Source organism: Sphaerisporangium dianthi, assembly GCF_042654065.1.
GTDB lineage: Bacteria > Actinomycetota > Actinomycetes > Streptosporangiales > Streptosporangiaceae > Sphaerisporangium > Sphaerisporangium dianthi.
The window spans coordinates 97,260-114,987 of record NZ_JBHSFP010000029.1; the positions used below are offsets into that span (position 1 = coordinate 97,260).

A 17,728-nucleotide genomic window follows, 5' to 3' on the forward strand; every position below is an offset into this window, starting at 1 on the left:
GCTGTCACCACTGCTGTCACGATGGGCCACCGCCCTTCTTTATCTTCTGCAAGATCTCGATGGCTTCGAGTACATCGGTGACCACGTGGTCGGCCTGATGGTCGACACCATGCCGAGCGCTCCGGTCGATCCAGATCGTCCGCAGCCCCGCGGCCCGTCCGCCGGCGATGTCGGCGGAGAGATTGTCACCGATCATCCAACCGCCTCCGGCGAGAGTCATACCGCACCGCTTGGCCGCTGTCTCGAACAGGGCAACGTCGGGCTTACGGATGCCTTCGACTCCCGACAGCGCGTAGGCATCCACGGCCCCGGCCAACCCAGTCTGCTGGATCTTCCCGAGCTGGTTGTCCGCGGTCCCGTTGGTCACGATCGCGACCTGCCACCCCCATGCTCGTAGCTGACCTAGGCCATCCAGGACATCGCGCCGACAGCTCACGAGGTAGGGCATGCGCCTCCGGTACCGGCTCCATAGGTCCTCAACTGAATCCGGCAGCATGAAGCGCGTACGGACCTTGGTGAAGAACGCCTCTCGGTGGGGGACACCCTCACGGTCAAGAGCGATCAGCCAACCAACCGCTTCGGTACCCAGGCCATGCTCGTCGGTGAACTCTTCAGCCCATATCCGAAACGCCTCGTCAAGGCTCACAAGAGTGTTGTCCAGGTCGAAGAGCGCTAGCTGTTGCACGGCGCCATCGTACGACTGTGCTCCATCCAACTGCTGGGGGCCTTACCGATCTACCGTCGTGCCGCGCCCCAACAAATTAAGGACGCCCAAAAAACTTCTACTGGCATGCACAATTACTATTGGTAGCAAGTCGGACATATACCCACCTCTTAGACTTCCACCGCTTCCGATTCAAACACTTGAGCTAATCGTCGGCCGGGACCTGAACTAGTGATCCGAGATGCGCCCATGTGTGCATCATTCGTGACACGCTTGCGACAACCCTTCGAGGTATCCAGCCGTCAACGTATGGACAAGATGCTCTCGCTGTGCGAGGAAGATATGCAGGAGGTGGTGAGGTTGGGACAGCCGCAACCTTTGCTCTGGAGGAGCGAACCGCGAACACTTCTCAAGCACCACCTTTATCGGCAGTATTTATATTGCTGGATGGGAAAAATTTGCCAGACGTTCGACCGTGCTGCAATCGTAGATGCTTTCGCAGGTCCAGGTGAATATAAAGACGGTGTTGCCGGATCTTCAATCGTCATTGCGAAAGCATATCTCGAACATTCTGCTCATCCTCGTTTCAAGGAACTCGCTCTTCTATGCCTCGAAAAAAGACAGGATAGGCGTGACCACTTAGTCGAACAAATCGACAAGATCCCGCGCCCAGCTAAATTCAAGCCAGTGGTATTTCCGCCCGGCGAAGCCGTCGATAGCTTCGCGGAGTTGGACGCCTTCGCCCATCATGGTGATCCAGCACGGCCAACGCTCTGGATCCTGGATCCATTCGACATCTCAAGTGTCCCATTCGATCTCGTTAAGCTCTGCCTCGCGCGACCGCGCGACGAAGTGCTGATCACTTGGTTCGCCGACGAGATCTTTCGGTTTTGCACTGATACATCAAAGCATAGGGCGTTAGACCGTCACTTCGGTCACGCCGAGTGGCGGCATGCGCTCCAAGTAAATGGCGAGCTACGGCGAAAGGAGGCATTGCAGAGGGCTTACCTGACCGGCCTCGAATCTCTACCCGGAGTCAAGGCCAAGGCCTTCTCCATCTCCAGCAAAAACGCGAGTGCCCGCTATTCGCTTGTATTTGCCACGCATAGCATCAAAGGGCTAGAGTGTTTCAACGCCGCCCGATGGCAAATGGATCCCATGCTCGGGAAGAGCGCGAGCGAGAAAATACCCATTGAACAGGAAGGGCTGTTCGCAACTGCGGATGTCTCTGGACTGCGAGTTTGGCTCGAAACGCTAGCAGGCAAGGCACAACAGTTTGAGCAGTTACTGGAGAAGACCATCAGTCTCGGTTTCAAGGAAACCCATCTTCGAGCAACGCTTGACGAGATGGCCACTGAAGGGCTCGCGGTGCGTGAGCGTCCACTAGACTACTCGCGATCGCCATGGCCCCCAGGATCGATTATTCGGTTTTACGCGCCCGCCTTGGATATCTCCGCAGACGTATCAACATAAGCTAGAGAGTGCGTGCCCGAGCTCGGAAACTCGTCCCAAGTTCGTCCGTCGAGTTCCCGCCCGCCAGCCTTTGGCGTGTATCCGCCCCATTGCTTGAAGAAGAACGCCACGCCTGCTTCCTTACATCGGTCACGTAGTTCCCGTACCCAAGTTGCGTCGAGCGGCCTATGCCTTGGGCCGCTTTCACCTCCAGCAATTACCCAGGCGATTCCCGTTAAATCTAAGTTATCGAGAGGACCGAGAAGAGGCTCACAAGACAGGAAGCGGACAGCCGCAGGAACAGCACGTAAATCATCGACACGGTAGCTCACGTCGGCAGATTCCACCGATACGCCCATCCAGACGTTCTTTGGCCAGGTGAGCTCAGACGCAAGGAGCCGCAGCCGTCGGGATCGCTTAGTTAGGACTTGATAAGTGTGGCGGGGGGTATCAGTCATGACCTGGAACACTTGGTGCACGAAGTCGCGCGGGACGCGAGCATGGAACAGGTCAGACATTGAGTTGACAAAGACCGTTCGTGGTGCTCGCCATCGGTAAGGAACGGTGAGCGTGTCGTGGTGTACCGCTAGGCCGAACCCAGGGCCAGACGTACGGCCGTCGCCATCTGTCTGGTATTTGGGATTTCCCATTGCCTTTAGACGCTTAGCCAGGGTAAGGGCGTAACAGTGATCACATCCTGCCGAGACGCGATCGCAACCGGTCGTAGGATTCCACGTGGCCTCCGTCCACTCGATGGCACTGTGATCAGCCACTCGGACCTCCGCCTGTTCGAACGCTTCTACCTGTGGACACTACTGTTCTTCACTCGCTGCCCCACCACAGACACTTTCGAAAAATAGACGTTGCAGTGCGGTTACAATCTGCGCAACTGCGGCATATCAAGCATGCCCTTCAACTTAGGAGCGCATCAACGCCTCAACGCCACCGTCGAAGGCCGTCGAAGGTGACGGCACGGGTCCGGGTGTCGCACTCGGTTATACGTAGTGCATTGACCAGGAGTCGGTCATTCGATGGCAAGTGGACCCGGAGCGCAGGGCCGCTAGGCCTGAGCACCGGAAGCCGCGCGGCAGCCGATCGCCCAAACCAGGGTGGCGAGGACCGTAGTGAGCGATCGTCGCGGTCTTAAGTGGTGACTTCTGCGGGCCCCTCGGGCGCGCGGGGCGGTGCGTGCCCGGACCGGCCGAAGAGCCGCAGCCGGGCACGCAGACCGGCCGGCGCGCCCGGCGGGCCGCGCAGCGGGCCGCCTTTAAGATCGTGAAGAAAGTCCTCATCGAGTGTCGTTGGCGGCCTGCTCCTGGTGCTCTTTGGCTGCGTGGGCTGGCCGGTGGTTCACTGGGCCTGTGGTGACGGCTCGTCGTCCTCGTCGGGGTCGTCTTGCCTGGTGATCTGCTCGGGCGGCCTGCCGGTTGCCGGGTCGGTGGCGAAGGTGCCGATGTTCTTGACCGTATAGATCAGACCTTCGTCCAAGAGTGCGTTGATCACCTTGCGGGCTGTGCGGCGTGCGATGCCGAACTCTTCGGCCATGCGAGGTTCGCCGGGGATGGGGTAGCCCGGCTTGTAGACGCCGGCTTTGATGCGGCGGCGCATTTCGGCGAGTACCTGCTCTGACTTGGGCTGATCGGGGCGGAAGTCGATCACAGGACTGACGATAGGAAGCGAACGGTAGCCCCAGGTCACGGGACGTTACGTGGCGTACCGGTCGTCAGGGGTAGGCAGGAGTAGTCAGGCTTGCTTATGATGCCCGCATGGAAGCACCGGAGCGGGACCCCGGGCAGGGGTCGCAGGCTGTTGTTCCGGGTCACCTGGATCTGGATACGCCCAGCGTGGCGCGGATGTACGACTACTACCTAGGCGGCAAGGACAATCTCCCGGTTGATCGGGAGTGTGCCGAGGAGGTGATCCGGAAGACCCCGCATGTGCGGTTGATGGCGCGGTCGAACCGGGATTTCCTCGGTCGGGCGGTGCGATTCCTAGCCGGTGAGTGCGGGATCACACAGTTCCTCGACATCGGGACCGGGCTGCCGACACAGGGCAACGTCCACCAGGTGGCACAGCAGGCGTGCCCGCGGGCGCGGGTGGTGTACGTCGACAATGACCCGCTGGTGCTGGCGCATGCCCGCGCGCTGCTGGCGGACAACCCCAACACCCATGTGATGGCCGGCGACCTGCGCGAGCCCTGGCACATCCTCGGAGATCCCCACGTGCGGGGCGTACTCAACTTCGGTGAGCCGGTGGCGGTGCTGCTGTGCGCCATCCTGCACTTCATCCGGGACTCAGAAGACCCCTATGCGATCGTTGAGACGTTCGTGCGGGCGATGGCGCCGGGTTCCTACCTGGTGATCTCTCATGCCGAACTGCATCGGGATTTGAAGGCGGCGACGGCCGCCTATGACCGGGCGAGCGCTCCGGCGGTGCTGCGGACCCTGGTAGAGGTCGCCGGGTTCTTCGACGGCCTGCAACTGGTCCAACCAGGCGTGGTGTACGTGCCGTTGTGGCGGCCGGACGGGCCGGTGTTCACCGACGACCTGCGGGTACGGATCCTCGGCGGGATAGGGCACAAGCGGTGATCCCCGGGCTGGCACCCGCGCGGCATCCCGCCATCAGAGCGGCCTACCGGCTGCGCGATGCTCTGCAGCGGCACGGGATCGCGGCCGATGTCAACGAGGGCACGGCCATTGCCCTGGTGTCGGTCTGGCATCAGTTGGTGGTCTGGGCCGGTCCCTGCTACCTGTGGTGGGCCGGTGGCGTCTCGCCGGTGACGGGACGTTTCACCTACCGCTACAGCCCGGCCGATGATCCGGTGACGGCGGCGCGCCGGGTGGCTGAGCGGTATCACGAGCTACGCCGGACACGTTCGCCGGACGCGCCTTCCTGGGTCACAGGTGCCCCGCTGTGATCGTCGCGCTCGGCGAACGAACCCTCGCGGGTGGGCACAGCGGCCTGCGGCCGGCTGACTGTGCCCACCTGCGGGTGTGCTGGACCTTCGTGTGGCCCTACGGCGGCGTCGTGCCGAGTGGGGCCACCTGCCAGGACTGCTGGACGTGGTGGCGGCTGGATGTCATCCCGCCGGCGGTACTCCAGCGTCTTCCCGGTGGGGTCGCGCCGACCGAAGGGGACGGCGAGTGAGGGCGCCGTACGCCTCGGCGATCTCGGCGGCGGCCTGGTCGGGGTTGATGCGGTCGGTGTGGAGGCGCAGGTGAAAGAAGCCGTCGTCGGTGTGGGCTTGGAGGTCGGTCAGTGTCTCGTCCCACGCGGTCAGCCGCTGGGCGGTGTCGACGTCCCCGCGCTGTCGGGACCGCTGCTGGCAGACCTCGCGCGGTACCCACAGCAGTACCCGCAACCAGGGGTCCCGGCCGACGAGGTGGCGCAGGTCGGGGATGTTGCCGATGTGGGCGACCGGGATGAGTCCGGCGGCGGTCATGGCGTTGACCTCGGCGCGGTCGATGGCGTAGGTGTTGCCGTACCGGTGGGTCTCGGCGACCGTGCGCCCGGCCTGGCGCAGCTCGTCCAGGCGGGCGGCGGTGACGAGGTGGTACTCCTCGGCGCGGCCGGTGCCGACCTTGAGCTTGCGCAGCAGCCGAAACCGTGAGTCGAGCCGGTGAAGCGCGCTGGTGGTGGTGCTCTTGCCGCTGGTGGGCGGGCCGTAGAGCACGACCCCGGTGGGCGGCGTGGTCACGTGAGGATGCGCTTGAGGGCGTCGCGGGTCTGGTCGGCAAGGCTGATCGCCGCGCCTAACCGGTTGTCCACCGTTAGGTGTGCGGTGGCCGGCGGGTTGTCGGTGTCCAGGCTGGTCACGTACTGCTCCCAGTTGGCCAGCTTCCACGCATCGCGCGCGGCGCCGCGGAATTCGATGTACTCGCGCATGGACTCGGGATCACAGCGCACCCAGATCGCCGCGACGTCGATGCCCTTGGCGGCGCACCGGTTCTCCAACCGGGTGAACCATGCCTGGTCGCGTAGCTCGGTGATGAACGGCGCCGACAGGATCGCCGAGGTGCCAACGTTGAGGTTGTCCCACGCGGTCTCCATCAGGCACCGGTATTCCAGCGGGCGGACCTCTTTCATGTACAGCTCGGTGTGCCGGTCGTTGGCGTCGCTGCCAAGGGAGATCAGCAGCCGCTCGACCATGGACCGGGTCAAAGAGTCCTTGTCCAGGAACGCCCACCCGGTGATGTCGGACAGGAACCGGGAGAACTCGGTCTTGCCTGACCCGGCGTACCCACCGACGAGGACGAGGATCGGCTTGGGGTCTCCTGCTCCGTGCCGCCGGCGCCACGCGTCGACCACGCGAGCGCGCAGCGCTGCCTGCGGTGAGCCGTCGTCGGTGATGCCGTCGACCGAGACCTTGGTGAACGCTTCCTCGATGACCAGGGCCGCGGCGTTGTCGACGGTGGGGTCCGCGGGTGCGGGCAATTCGGAGATCACGATGTCCGCTTTCTGTGATTCACCGGGCAACGGTAGACGAAAGCCAAGTTCAGGCTCAGTGGCCTGGTACAGCAGGCAGTACGCGCGGCGGTAGTGCGGACCGGGGTAAATGGACCCGTGCTCGTGTCCCCACAGCGTTTGGAAGTTGGCCGCGGGGACGGCCAGGCCGTGGCGTTCGGCCGTCTCGCGTAGCTTGTCGCCGGCCCCTTCGAGGGTCAGACCGTGCGCTTCGCGGTGTTCCCGCAGCTTGGCGGGTGTCCAGCCTTGGCGCCGGGTCGTCTTCAAGTGCATTCCTTAACGTTCACGCTCGGGGGTAGCGGACTGCTTCGGTGGTGCATGTGAAAACGCTCGTGTAAACCGCTGATGAGACGGCGTGAAGAAGCTTAGCTAGAGCCGCGTGATACAGAAAAGCCGCTGGCCACGGTGAACTTAGGTCATCCCACAGGGACGCAAACCCCGGGCAGGGAGGCCACCGTGAACAGCAGCGCAGAGCAGAGAGTCGCCGAGGAGCTCGCCGCGATCCATGCGGAGTTGGAAGAGCTCACGTGTCGCGTCGGCCAGATCGTTTCGGCTCTTGGAACACGGCCGTCTCCAGATCGGCGAGACGCTGACCGAGATCGCCGAGAGCCGCCCTGATCTGGGCCAGTTGATCCAGGATCTCCCCGTGACCGTCCTTCGACGGCGATGGCTCGTCGGCCGGCGGCCGGTCGCGGACGAAGACGCCCTTGCCTTGCTGGCCGATCACGAACCCCTCGGTCCGCAGCACACTGATGGCGGCCTTCACCACGCTCGCCGACACCTCGTAGCGCTGGCAGAGCTGGTTGATCGACGGCAACGCCTGGCCGGCGGGCAGAGCCCCGGACGTGATCTGGCCGCGTAGCTCGTCGGCGATCTGCAAGTAGCCCGGCCGGCCGGTGTTCTGGACCATCTGTCTCCTTCGCTCTGCCTCAAGTTCACCACGTCGCGCCTTTCTCGCCAACCAAGCGCCCATAGAACTCCTTGACAACTTAGAATCCCAAGTGTTCCATGAGGTCTAAGCATCCCGACTCGGAAGGAACCTCCTCACCATGCGCACCATCCCGATCCCCGTCGACACCAACAAGCTTCAGTTCACCTGCGTCAAGGCCGCCCGGCCCCGGCTGGTCAACAAGGACACCGGGGAGATCAAGCGCGACAAGCACGGCAACATCGTTTACGAGGTCACCGTCTCGGTCGAAGACGACTTCGGCCGTCTCGAACTCCTCAAGATCGGCACCTCGGTCGAGCCGGACATCACCGCCGGCGACGAGGTCACCCCGGTCAACCTGATCGGCTACGTCTGGGAGCAGACGATCCAGGGCGCGTCCCGGTGGGGGATCGCCTACAAGGCCACCGACTTCGTCCGCACCGCCCCCGGCATGCCCCAGCAGGTGGCGTGATGACCCTCCTCGACGTCATCCCGCGCCCGCTGCTGATCACGCTCGGCGTCCTGGTCGCCCTGCGCCTGTGGCGGCGCCTGGCCCCGGTCTCCTTCTGGTACCTGATCGGCTTCCCCCTCAAGGCAGTACGGCTGCGCTGGACCTGGCGGCACATCGCCACCGGGTGCGGCCTGACCAAGAAGCGTCACCGCTGGTGGTTCACCACCATCCCCGGCCTGGTCGCCTCGACCGGCGTCGTCCGCGTCAAGCGACGCTTTCAGCGCGTCGCGGTCGACACCAAACCGTGGATGAAGCTGCCCCGGCCGGTCCGGCACGGCTGGCGCGTCACCTTCCATCTCCTCGACGGCCAGATCCCCGACGACTACGTCAAGGTCTGCGAGCGGCTCGCGCACGCCTGGCGGGTCGAAGCGGTGCGCGTGGTCGACTCCCGCCCCGGCCGCGTCACCTTGCAGGCCACCACACGCGACCCTTTAGCCCACGTCATGCCCGCCATGCCGACCGGTGACCCGGACGGCGGGTGGACAGCGGCCGACCTGCTGCGCCCGGTAGTGGGCGTCCTAGAAAGCGGTGCCCCCTGGATGCTGGACTTCCGGCTCATCCCGCACTGGATGAACGTGGGCGCCACCCAATCGGGCAAGTCCAACCTGATCAACGCCCTGATCGTGGCACTCGCCCGGCAACCGGTCGCGATCGTCGGATTCGACCTCAAAGGCGGCGTCGAGCTGTCCCCGTACGGGCCGCGGCTATCAGCCCTGGTGACCACACGCGCCGATGCGGTCAAGCTGCTGGCCGAACTCATCGGCATCATGGGCGCCCGGATGCTGGCCTGCCGCCGGCACGGCGTCCGCGACATCTGGCAGCTCCCCGACGCGCTGCGCCCGATCCCCATCGTGGTCCTGGTCGACGAGCTCGCCGAGCTGTACCTGACCGCCGACAAGGCCGAAAAGGACGAGGTCACCAAGACCGCTACCGCGCTGCTGCGCATCGCCCAGCTCGGACGGGCCTTCGGTATCCACCTGCTGCTGTCCGGACAGCGGATCGGCTCCGACCTCGGCCCCGGCGTGACCGCGCTGCGCGCACAGATCGGCGGACGCATCTGCCACCGCGTCAACGACCCCGAAACCGCCGTGATGACCCTCGGCGACCTCGACCCAGACTCCTTGGTCGCGGCGCGCTCGATCCCCCCCGGCATGCCGGGGGTGGCGGTAGTGACCGGCGCCGATGGCCGCTGGTGCCGCGCCCGCTCCGGCTACGTCTCCACCACTGCGGCCGAACAAGCGGCGCACGCCTTCGCCGACCGCGCGCCGTCCTGGGACCAGGTCAAGGCTAGCGGCCTGGGACACGAGCTCGACAACGCCACTCAACCCGAGATCGCGGCCTGAAAGGAAGGTCCACACGATGAACGCACCGCGCGGACGACTGGCCCGGCTGGGCGGGTGGCTGCTGGACTCCGGCCCGGTCGCCGTGGTCGCCCTGATCGCCGGCGCGGGCTCCTTCACCCACATCCGCGACACCGCCACCCAGCACGGCCAAACCGGCTGGATGGCCTGGGCCGTCGCCGTCTGCGTCGACCTGACCTGCGTCATGGCCGCACGCGAACGCCAGCGCGACAAGAAGACCGGCCGTACCCGCACCGGCCTGATCTCCTGGCCCACCCTCGTCCTGGCCGGCGGCGTCGTGCTGTCCCTGGCCGCCAACCTGGCCCAAGCGCACCCCTCGGTCTGGGGCTGGGTCACCGCAGCCACCCCGGCCGCGGCGTTCCTCGTCGCGGTCTCCATGCTCGAACGCCGCGCCGTACTGCACCGCTCGTCCTCGTCCCCGGAGGCCGTACCGGAGCCGGTACCGGCGTCCGTCCCCGTCCCCGCCTCGTCCTCACTGGCCGTCCCCGCCTCGGCCCCCGTCCCTGTCTCCTCCCCGCGTCCCGTCCTCCAACCGGACCCGTCCGCGGCGCTCGTCCCCGATGCCGCGTCGTCCGTCCCCGGCAAGGACGAACCCGCGCCGGCCTCCGGTGGGCTGCTCGATTACGCCCGGCGCGTGGCCACCGAACACCACGCAAAGCACGGCAAGCCCATCACCCGCGACACCCTGCGCGCCCGGCTCGGCATCTCCAACCAGCTCGCCACCGACCTGCTGCGGCAACTGCGCAACGCCCCCGACCCCGCCTGAACAGAAGGACACCGATCATGGCGCACACCCCCGATCGCCTGGCCTACATCAACGGCCTGCGCGACCTGGCCGATTTCCTCGACACCAACCCCGACATCCCCACCCCTGAGGGCATGGTGACCGCCTACTGCTTCCCCCACGGCACCGACGAGGACATCCGCGCCCAGGTCGACCAGGTCGCCCGGCTGCTCGGCTCCGACATCGACCCCTACGAGCACGTTCTGGACCACTACTCGACCCGGATCACCTTCGGCGTCGCCGAGTACAAGGCGGTGGGTCTGCTCGCCTCCTCCCGCGCCCGCTGGGCCGCCCGAAGGAGCTACGAGGACTCCATCGCCCTCGACCCCGACCCCGCCGACCCCGCGCCGGACACCCGAGGTGACCGGCATGGATGACGATCTCATCGTCATCCGCTACCGCTGCGCCACCTGCGGCGGGACCGGCGTCGACAGCATGGCCGACACCTGCCGTGACTGCGACGGAACCGGAGCAGACAACCACGGGGCCTAGAGCCTCGGCGCCCCCGGCGTGGCCGCACAAACCGCCAAGTTCCCGCGCCACGTCGGGGGCCATCCCCAACCGAACCCGCAAAGATCCGGAAGGGACACGCCCCATCATGCCCAACCTCGGCAACATCAACGCGGTAGCCGGGATGATCGCCCGGCTCCACGACCCGCAATATGGCCGGTGGGCCGCGCAGATCCGCGCGACCGGCGGATGCCGGCAGCCGATCCACCTACGCGGGCGCGTGCGGCACATCGACGCCGCGACCGGCCACGTCCTGCACACCTACAACACCAACCGCGAACCCGGCGGCGTCCTGCGCGTGCAGTGCAAGACCCGGCGCGCCTCACGCTGCCCGGCCTGCGCCGAGATCTACCGCGCCGACACCTACCAACTCATCCGCGCCGGCCTGGCCGGCGGCAAAGGCGTCCCCAGCGCAGTCAGCACTCACCCGGCACTGTTCGTCACCCTCACCGCTCCCTCCTTCGGCGCCGTTCACACCCGGCGCGAGCAGAGCGGCAAGGTCCTGCCCTGCCACCCCCGGCGTGACGCTGAGAAGTGCCCGCACGGGCGCGTCATCTCCTGCACCGCCCGGCACGGCAACCAGGAAAGCCGCCTCGGCGAACCACTCTGCCCCGACTGCTACGACTACGCCGCAAGCGTCCTGTTCAACGCCCTGGCCCCCGAACTATGGCGCCGCTTCACCCTCGCCCTGCGCCGGCACCTGGCCAAGCTCCACGGCCTGACGGTCAAGGACCTGGGCGAACACCTGGTCATCTCCTTCGCCAAAGTCGCCGAGTACCAACGCCGCGGCGTCGTCCACTTCCACGCCGTCATCCGCATCGACGGACCCGACGGACCGCACACCCCGCCTCCGACCTGGGCCGACCGTGACGCCCTGGCGCAAGCCGTCCACCACGCGGCCGGCGCTGTCAGCGCCCCCGTTCCGGCCCTGACCGATGAGCCTGCCCGCGTCATGCGCTGGGGCGCACAGCTCGACATCCGGCCCATCACCATGGACGGAGAACTGACAGAGCAGGCGGTCGCCGGCTACATCGCCAAGTACGCCACCAAAGCCGCCGAATGCGTCGGCACCGTCGACCGGCGCATCAACTCACCCAACGAGGTGACCGGCCTGGGCCTGCGTGACCACCCCCGGCGGCTGATCGCCGAATGCTTCCGCCTGGCCGAACTCGACCGGCTCAACGAACTACGCCTTGCCCAATGGGCGCACATGCTCGGCTTCCGCGGCCACTTCTCCACCAAATCCCGTCGCTACTCCACCACCCTCGGCGCCCTACGCGCCGCCCGCGCCGACCACATGCGCGACGAGGACATCAGCACCGGGCGCCTGCCCCTGTTCGACGAGGACACGGTCCTCGTGATCGGGCACTGGGAGTACGCCGGTAAGGGCCTATCCGCGGGGGATCAGGTCCTCGCTTCGTACCTGACTGGGCGGCCTGAGCCTGCTACGTCGGCACTTGCGGAGGTTGGCCCATGAACCGCCGCGACGAACTCATGCCGTTGTCCCAGGTCCTCGAAGAGCTGGGCGGCATCTCTCGCCGGACGTTCTACCGCTGGCGTGAGCTGGGCCGCGCGCCCATCTGCCTCAAGCTGCCGAATGGTGATCTTTTGGTCTGGCGCAGCGACTTCACAGTGTGGCTTGAGTCCCGGCGGGAGGCCGCGTGAACGCCAGCTATGACGTGAAGTTCTTCGAGATCTACCGGAACCAGTCAAGTAAGACGCCGTCCTACGTCGCGCGCTGGTCTGTCGCTGGCCGCCGTACGTCGAAGACCTTCCGGACCAAGGAACTCGCCAACAGTCACATGCGTGACCTTCGGATGGCTGCCAGGAATGGCGAGGCGTTCGACATCGACACCGGGCTACCCGAGTCGAAGCTGGCATCTGAGCCGGACCGGAACGGCCCTACCTTCCTGGCCTTCGCACAGCGGTTCATAGCCCAGCGATGGAAGACCTCAGCGGCCCGAACGAGAGAGACCGATGTCTATGCCCTGTTGGCCCTGGTCCCGGCCCTGGTGAAGGACCTGCCCGGCAGGCCCGACGATGGCGACATGCGCCGAGTCCTCCGGGAGTACTACCTGCTTCCGGGCGAGCGGCGCGGAGAGCTGCCGGCCGAGCAAGCCCCGGTTCTACGCTGGCTCGAAACGGCGTCGCTGCCACTGGCCGACCTTGAACAGGCGCGCGTGATCCGGCTCGGCCTCGATGCGATCTCCGTGACCTTCAAGGGGGAGAGGGCGGCGGCGAACACGGTCCTACGTAAGCGAGAGGTCTTTCACCATCTCCTCGAACTGGCCGTGGAAGAGAAGGTGTTCGGCGTCAACCCGCTCAACGGGGTCAAGTGGACGCCTCCGGAAGCGGTGGACGCGGTCGACCCCCGGACGGTGGTCAACCCTCATCAGGCGCGGGCACTGCTCGACGCCACGCCTCACGTCGGCCGGACGCGAGGCGCTCGGATGCGGGCCATGTACGCGTGCATGTACTACGCCGCGCTTCGCCCAGAGGAAGCGGCGGGCCTCAAGCGAGAGAACTGCGACCTGCCGCGGGAGGGGTGGGGCCTGCTCACCCTGGAGACGGCACGCCCCTTCGCCAACAAGCGCTACACCGACTCGGGCACCGCGCACGACGATCGCGGCCTGAAGCACCGGGCGGACAAGGACACCCGGCCGGTGCCGATTCCTCCGGCCCTGGTGAAGATCCTTCGCGAGCACATCGAAGAGTTCGGCGTGGCCGACGACGGCAGGCTGTTCGCCACGAGCAAGGGCGGCCTCTACACCAACTCCGCGATCTCCCGCGTCTGGAAGTCGGCACGCAAGCAGGCGTTCACCCCTGAGCAAGCGGCCTCTTCCTTGGCGGCCACCCCGTACGACCTACGGCACGCGGCCGTCTCTCTCTGGCTCGCCTCTGGAGTCGCCCCTACCGAGGTAGCCGCGCGAGCGGGCCACAGCGTCGAGGTACTTCAGCGCGTGTACGCGAAGGTTATCGACGGCCAGAGGGAGCTAGCCAACACGAAGATCATGCGCGCTCTGGGCGAGTGATCCAGCGGCCGGTTGTGCGCACTGGCCGGAGCATCTGACCCGTTTGCTCCACGGCGAAAGTACTTTGAACTAGCGTGCTCGCCGCCCCGGACGGAAGATGGGTACGGTCGCGGTGCTCGGAACGAAATAGGCAGCGACTGTCGTGATGTAGGCATGACTCAGATGACCGAGCAGACCGATCAACGCACGGACCAGCTGATCGGGGGGGACGACGTGAGCGACGAGCGCGAGCCAACCGCCGCCGAGGTGCTGGCGTGGCGCCGCGATGACGTATTTCTCCCCGAGGTCGAGGCTACTGCTGAGGAGTTCCCACACCTGCGGAACCTCTCGGCCGGGTTTCTGTTCGGCGGTGTGGTCCGCCCCCTCGAACCGGCTCCGCCGGAGTACGTGACGCTGTCGATGTCCTATCCCATTGGTCTGGAGTTCGCCGGCGCTGTTAGCCGGTGGAACATGTTGTGGGAGGCGGCACAGTTCCGGCGCCGCTTCTTCGGTTCGGACGACCTTCCGGAGCCGATGGCGAAGATCGCAGACCTTGGCGATGTCAACATCACGTTTGTTCCGCGGACACGGACGCGGTACTTCGAGTACGCGCCGCTGTTTCATCTCCTGCCCAAGCGCGTCCTGGAGATGTTTGGACTGCCGTTGCTGCGTGCTGGTCAGTGGCCTTTCATGGCCGATTGGTCGGGCATCGACGAGTTCCTGCCCTGCGACTTCCAAGCTCGGCTTGCCCGTGCTTGGGCGTGGGCGGTGTGGCCGCACCTGATGTCGGGGTCGAAGATGAAGGCGTTCTCGACCGACGATCCGATCCGGTTGCTGGCCCACAATCTGGACTTCTGGGTACCTGCGGCCACCGCCACCATCCAAGACCGGCTGCGTGACTTCCCCGAAGTCGACAAGGGCAAGACTCCCGGTCCGGTCACCCTTGGGGACGGCAGCGTGCTTGTCGGGGCTGTGGCTGGCAACCCTCGGATGGGCGGACCGGTGTGGTTCGGCGAGGACGATGCCCGCGACGCGCTCGTCGAAACTGTGGAGGCCGCCGACCAGACCGGCCGCCTTCGCGGCATCCTGGACGCCGTCCGCTCTCATCGGATCGAGGACGACTTCTCTACTCACTGGTCGTACGAACGCGAAGACTTCGAACGCAAGCTGCACGGCAAACGACGCAAGATCACGGTGAAGTTCGTCGAGCTGACCGACACTACCCCGGTCCAAGGGCCGGAGAGCGAGGTGGTGGGCAAACTCGTCACCAACGACTTCCTCGCACTGCTGGACGCCCGTAATCGTGAGATCGTGGTGCTGCTCAACAGTGGGGTGACCAAGAAGACCGAGATCGCCCACATACTCGGGTACGCCAACCACAGCGCGGTGTCAAAGCGCCTGGCTCAGATCCGGAAGGTCGCAGAGGAATACTTCGGCGAAACCTGACAGTGGTCGTAAGTTCGGCGCCTGTCGCTGGAGGGGACGTCCCGGAGGTCGAGGGGAGACGCAAGGTGCTTACGAGTGCGTGCATGAGCACACGGATCTTCGCGGCTGCGTAACCCCACGGCGTCGTCGCTTAGTAATTGGAAGCGAAGGCGGACCCCATCGGAACGGCAGCATGCTGTGGGTGTGGCATTCAGGATGAAACCGGTACTGTGCCCGAAGAATCGCATCCGGACCGCGAGGACACCGTGGGTGGAATGCGCATCACCGCAGGTCAGTCAGGGCTTTTCGGCGGGAGGAGCTGTGGACTTGCATTCAAGCGGCGTCACTCATAGCGTTGTGCCACAACATGTAGTAGTTACACCGATGTGGTTCACCATAGGTTGTGTTTTGGGGCTTCGCAGCATGCGGGGCCTTGTAGGCGCAAGTCTGCGGTGGGCCATGGAACACTAAGAGCTCGGAACCGGTGGCACGGTTCCGAGCTCTGAGGTGGTTCGACGCCGATCGCACGGTGGCGAACCTGAACCTTGTTCGACCCATCGGGCCAGGTCATGACCTGAGCCGTAGGCGCTAAATGGATGCACAGTCCTTCTAGAGCCTATCCAGCTCAGTACCTCATGGCAATCCGGGTCCGGTGGGTGTCCAGCACGCCCAACGAATCCTGAAATGGGGAGGTACTGCATGGAAAACCCGCACAATCGCGCCGTGTGGACGGCCATCTTCTGCATTGCCGCAGCGGTCGTCGGCCTGGTCGTCCTCGTCCTGGCCTTGCTCGGCGGCGAGCGTCCGACCATCGCCATCATCACCGGCGGCGCCAGCTTCGGGGGGACTCTCGTCCTGTTGCTCACCATCGCCCGCTTCCTTTGGGGCGGGGGACGGTATCGCCCGGAGGAGGAGTGAGACGCTCCTCCTTTGGCCGTATGTGAGCACGTCGTAGCACCCCCGCGTGCGGCTTGAGGTCTACAGCCCCAGTCGTCCGCAGGGACCTCCAGGAGAAGCCTTGCCCGGGGCCGGCGTGGGGGGCGTGGTAGACAACGACGTCGCGGGCCCCGCGCGGGAGCTATCACTGGTTGTGCTGACGGAACCATGCCCGTGCTGGGTGACGGGGTGGCATCCCTTGGTGCCTGGAGAGGAGGCCAGTTCCCCCGTGTGATTCGTGGGCGGTGACAGGCTGGCGGAATGGTCCGGGCCGATCTCGGGCCTTTCGCAGGTTTGAGCTGACCTGGCAGAACGGCTGCAAGATCATTGCACGAATATTGCACGAGCCCTGACATGCGACTGCCTACGGCTGCATGTGATTGCTCAAGATCGTCATGAGGTGGGGGAGAATCCCCAGGTGGGGGCCTGTTTTGGCTGGTTAGGTGGTGCCCCCGGCAGGATTCGAACCTGCGGCACCCGCTTTAGGAGAGCGGTGCTCTATCCCCTGAGCTACGGAGGCGGGATGTGGTGTAAGCGTACCGAAAGGCGAGCACCGTGTGGGCCGTGGCGGGGCTCGGCTTTGGGGCGGGTCTGCCATGTGTGCGGTGCGCGGCGGTAAAGGGCTGACATGTCGCCAACGGGATGTAGCTCTCTGTGACTACTGTCACGCCGCGTGACCGGGCAACGACGTAAGTGTGTACAGAGGGGCCGGGGTGTCCGGCCTGGGGTGCTTGTGCTGGCCATGCTGGCGCCTGCGGTACTTGCTATGGGGCTTCTGGTAGCGGAGCTGACCGGCTACGAGCAGCAGGCGCGAAGCAAGGTGCGGGATCCGGTGAAGGTCAAGGCGGCGGAACGGTGGAGAGGGGTGCCGAGCGCCTACTTCGTCACGCCTGTGCCGGCGCCGCCGCACGCTGAGTTCGGGTACGGGGGCCGGGTGCCGGCGTTGGTGATGCCTGGGGCGAGGCGCCGGGAGCTTGCGTGCGTGGCGGTTGGTCGGCGGAGGGATGCCGCACGGCCCTTGGCGGACGGGCACTCGACTGGCTGTGGGATGGCCGGTCTGTCGGGGCGTGCGGGGTGGGGTGACCTGGGGCAGGCCGAGCAGGGGGATGCGGAAGCGGTCGGACCGACTTCGGAGCCGGAGATCGGGTCTGGGTCGGGGGGAGTGGAAGGGGCTGGGGCGGGGAGTCCGTCTTCTTCGGCGCGGGCGCAGGCGGGTGGTCAGGGTCCTGGGATGCCGGATGCGCGAGCGCGGCGGTCACTGGATGGGCGGGCGCCCCGAGCGCTGGAGTCGCAGACGCGCCAACCGGCGGCCGGGGCGGTGGCGGACGCTCGGGCAGGACGGCGGCCTGGGGAGGATGCGCGGGTGGGACGGCGGGCTGGAAAGGATGCGGGAGGGGCTTCCTCGGAGGTGCGGGCGGGAGGGCGACCTGCTGGGGCCGGGACAGGGTCTTCAGGGGAGCGGGTGGGGCGGTCGCTCTCGGAACAGGGAATGGGAAGCCGATCCGCGGAAGGGGCCGAACAGCGGTCTGATGGGGGGATGGAAGGGCGGTCTTCTGAGAGGGGAGGACGGTCGTCAGGGGAGGGAGGAGGGTCTTCTGCAGGGCGGACGGGGCGAGGAGTCGGGGCAGGACGGATGGAGCGGGAAGGTCCGGGGGCGTTTCGGTGGGGTTGGGCGGGGGCGT

Annotated in this window: 19 protein-coding genes and 1 tRNA gene; 13 read left to right on the top strand and 7 right to left on the bottom strand. The window is 65.9% G+C overall.

The features are described from left to right. Positions 1-16: 16 nt before the first annotated feature. Positions 17-685 (bottom strand): HAD family hydrolase, encoded by a 669-nt coding sequence (locus ACFO60_RS31325; RefSeq protein WP_380847516.1) that lies wholly within the window; start codon positions 683-685, stop codon positions 17-19. A gap of 288 nt (positions 686-973) precedes the next feature. Between ACFO60_RS31325 and tcmP the strand changes: the two genes are divergently transcribed. Beyond that, positions 974-2,137, top strand: a complete 1,164-nt coding sequence (gene tcmP / locus ACFO60_RS31330; protein WP_380847519.1) for a three-Cys-motif partner protein TcmP — start codon at positions 974-976, stop codon at positions 2,135-2,137. On the opposite strand, the gene ACFO60_RS31335 is transcribed toward tcmP, so the two are convergent. Next, on the bottom strand, positions 2,095-2,889 hold the full coding sequence (locus ACFO60_RS31335; protein ID WP_380847522.1) for a DUF5131 family protein: 795 nt from the start codon (positions 2,887-2,889) through the stop codon (positions 2,095-2,097). The two genes, tcmP and ACFO60_RS31335, sit on opposite strands and share 43 nt — an antisense overlap. 577 nt (positions 2,890-3,466) lie before the next feature. Beyond that, positions 3,467-3,775 (bottom strand): GntR family transcriptional regulator, encoded by a 309-nt coding sequence (locus tag ACFO60_RS31340; protein ID WP_380847525.1) that lies wholly within the window; start codon positions 3,773-3,775, stop codon positions 3,467-3,469. Positions 3,776-3,882: 107 nt separating this feature from the next. Between ACFO60_RS31340 and ACFO60_RS31345 the strand changes: the two genes are divergently transcribed. Both ACFO60_RS31345 and ACFO60_RS31350 read left to right on the top strand, forming a co-directional pair. Then, a complete protein-coding gene (locus tag ACFO60_RS31345; protein WP_380847528.1) occupies positions 3,883-4,704 on the top strand; it encodes an SAM-dependent methyltransferase in 822 nt (273 codons plus the stop codon). After that, positions 4,701-5,033, top strand: coding sequence for a hypothetical protein (locus ACFO60_RS31350; RefSeq protein ID WP_380847531.1), 333 nt, complete (start codon positions 4,701-4,703; stop codon positions 5,031-5,033). Before ACFO60_RS31345 ends, ACFO60_RS31350 begins: the two co-directional genes overlap by 4 nt. A 162-nt stretch (positions 5,034-5,195) precedes the next feature. On the opposite strand, the gene ACFO60_RS31355 is transcribed toward ACFO60_RS31350, so the two are convergent. The 3 genes from ACFO60_RS31355 to ACFO60_RS31365 form a co-directional block, all read right to left on the bottom strand. Next, a complete protein-coding gene (locus tag ACFO60_RS31355; protein ID WP_380847534.1) occupies positions 5,196-5,813 on the bottom strand; it encodes a guanylate kinase in 618 nt (205 codons plus the stop codon). Further along, positions 5,810-6,847 carry a P-loop nucleotide/nucleoside kinase family protein gene (locus tag ACFO60_RS31360; RefSeq protein WP_380847537.1) on the bottom strand — a complete coding sequence of 346 codons (1,038 nt, stop codon included), beginning with the start codon at positions 6,845-6,847 and terminating at the stop codon, positions 5,810-5,812. Before ACFO60_RS31360 ends, ACFO60_RS31355 begins: the two co-directional genes overlap by 4 nt. 256 nt (positions 6,848-7,103) lie before the next feature. Further along, positions 7,104-7,553, bottom strand: coding sequence for a GntR family transcriptional regulator (locus ACFO60_RS31365; protein WP_380847540.1), 450 nt, complete (start codon positions 7,551-7,553; stop codon positions 7,104-7,106). Positions 7,554-7,629: 76 nt separating this feature from the next. Between ACFO60_RS31365 and ACFO60_RS31370 the strand changes: the two genes are divergently transcribed. From ACFO60_RS31370 to ACFO60_RS31415, 10 genes are all read left to right on the top strand, one after another. Continuing rightward, positions 7,630-7,980, top strand: coding sequence for an SCO3933 family regulatory protein (locus ACFO60_RS31370; protein ID WP_380847543.1), 351 nt, complete (start codon positions 7,630-7,632; stop codon positions 7,978-7,980). Then, positions 7,980-9,362 (top strand): FtsK/SpoIIIE domain-containing protein, encoded by a 1,383-nt coding sequence (locus ACFO60_RS31375; RefSeq protein ID WP_380847546.1) that lies wholly within the window; start codon positions 7,980-7,982, stop codon positions 9,360-9,362. Before ACFO60_RS31370 ends, ACFO60_RS31375 begins: the two co-directional genes overlap by 1 nt. A 16-nt stretch (positions 9,363-9,378) precedes the next feature. Next, the gene (locus ACFO60_RS31380) at positions 9,379-10,146 is read left to right on the top strand and encodes a DUF2637 domain-containing protein (RefSeq protein ID WP_380847549.1); all 768 of its coding nucleotides are present in this window, start codon (positions 9,379-9,381) and stop codon (positions 10,144-10,146) included. Positions 10,147-10,163: 17 nt separating this feature from the next. Beyond that, positions 10,164-10,541: a hypothetical protein gene (locus ACFO60_RS31385; protein ID WP_380847552.1), complete on the top strand. Its 378-nt coding sequence runs from the start codon at positions 10,164-10,166 to the stop codon at positions 10,539-10,541. Beyond that, the gene (locus ACFO60_RS31390) at positions 10,534-10,656 is read left to right on the top strand and encodes a hypothetical protein (protein WP_380847555.1); all 123 of its coding nucleotides are present in this window, start codon (positions 10,534-10,536) and stop codon (positions 10,654-10,656) included. The genes ACFO60_RS31385 and ACFO60_RS31390 overlap by 8 nt, the downstream gene beginning before the upstream one ends. 106 nt (positions 10,657-10,762) lie before the next feature. Then, positions 10,763-12,151 (top strand): replication initiator, encoded by a 1,389-nt coding sequence (locus ACFO60_RS31395; protein ID WP_380847558.1) that lies wholly within the window; start codon positions 10,763-10,765, stop codon positions 12,149-12,151. After that, positions 12,148-12,339 (top strand): helix-turn-helix transcriptional regulator, encoded by a 192-nt coding sequence (locus ACFO60_RS31400; RefSeq protein ID WP_380847561.1) that lies wholly within the window; start codon positions 12,148-12,150, stop codon positions 12,337-12,339. Before ACFO60_RS31395 ends, ACFO60_RS31400 begins: the two co-directional genes overlap by 4 nt. Then, the gene (locus tag ACFO60_RS31405) at positions 12,336-13,706 is read left to right on the top strand and encodes a tyrosine-type recombinase/integrase (protein WP_380847564.1); all 1,371 of its coding nucleotides are present in this window, start codon (positions 12,336-12,338) and stop codon (positions 13,704-13,706) included. The genes ACFO60_RS31400 and ACFO60_RS31405 overlap by 4 nt, the downstream gene beginning before the upstream one ends. Positions 13,707-13,868: 162 nt before the next feature. Continuing rightward, positions 13,869-15,131, top strand: a complete 1,263-nt coding sequence (locus tag ACFO60_RS31410; RefSeq protein WP_380847567.1) for a sigma-70 family RNA polymerase sigma factor — start codon at positions 13,869-13,871, stop codon at positions 15,129-15,131. A gap of 678 nt (positions 15,132-15,809) precedes the next feature. Further along, entirely contained in the window at positions 15,810-16,028 is a 219-nt protein-coding gene (locus ACFO60_RS31415) for a hypothetical protein (protein WP_380847570.1), read from the top strand. A 462-nt stretch (positions 16,029-16,490) separates the two neighbouring features. Here ACFO60_RS31415 and ACFO60_RS31420 read toward each other — a convergent pair. Beyond that, positions 16,491-16,566, bottom strand: a tRNA-Arg gene (locus ACFO60_RS31420). Positions 16,567-17,728: the final 1,162 nt, after the last annotated feature.

Coding starts and splice junctions, on each gene's coding strand:
- tcmP (WP_380847519.1), top strand. CDS start 974: ATGGACAAGATGCTCTCGCTGTGCGAGGAAGATATGCAGGAGGTGGTG.
- ACFO60_RS31345 (WP_380847528.1), top strand. CDS start 3,883: ATGGAAGCACCGGAGCGGGACCCCGGGCAGGGGTCGCAGGCTGTTGTT.
- ACFO60_RS31365 (WP_380847540.1), bottom strand. CDS start 7,553: ATGGGCGCTTGGTTGGCGAGAAAGGCGCGACGTGGTGAACTTGAGGCA.
- ACFO60_RS31370 (WP_380847543.1), top strand. CDS start 7,630: ATGCGCACCATCCCGATCCCCGTCGACACCAACAAGCTTCAGTTCACC.
- ACFO60_RS31375 (WP_380847546.1), top strand. CDS start 7,980: ATGACCCTCCTCGACGTCATCCCGCGCCCGCTGCTGATCACGCTCGGC.
- ACFO60_RS31380 (WP_380847549.1), top strand. CDS start 9,379: ATGAACGCACCGCGCGGACGACTGGCCCGGCTGGGCGGGTGGCTGCTG.
- ACFO60_RS31385 (WP_380847552.1), top strand. CDS start 10,164: ATGGCGCACACCCCCGATCGCCTGGCCTACATCAACGGCCTGCGCGAC.
- ACFO60_RS31390 (WP_380847555.1), top strand. CDS start 10,534: ATGGATGACGATCTCATCGTCATCCGCTACCGCTGCGCCACCTGCGGC.
- ACFO60_RS31395 (WP_380847558.1), top strand. CDS start 10,763: ATGCCCAACCTCGGCAACATCAACGCGGTAGCCGGGATGATCGCCCGG.
- ACFO60_RS31400 (WP_380847561.1), top strand. CDS start 12,148: ATGAACCGCCGCGACGAACTCATGCCGTTGTCCCAGGTCCTCGAAGAG.
- ACFO60_RS31410 (WP_380847567.1), top strand. CDS start 13,869: ATGACCGAGCAGACCGATCAACGCACGGACCAGCTGATCGGGGGGGAC.
- ACFO60_RS31415 (WP_380847570.1), top strand. CDS start 15,810: ATGGAAAACCCGCACAATCGCGCCGTGTGGACGGCCATCTTCTGCATT.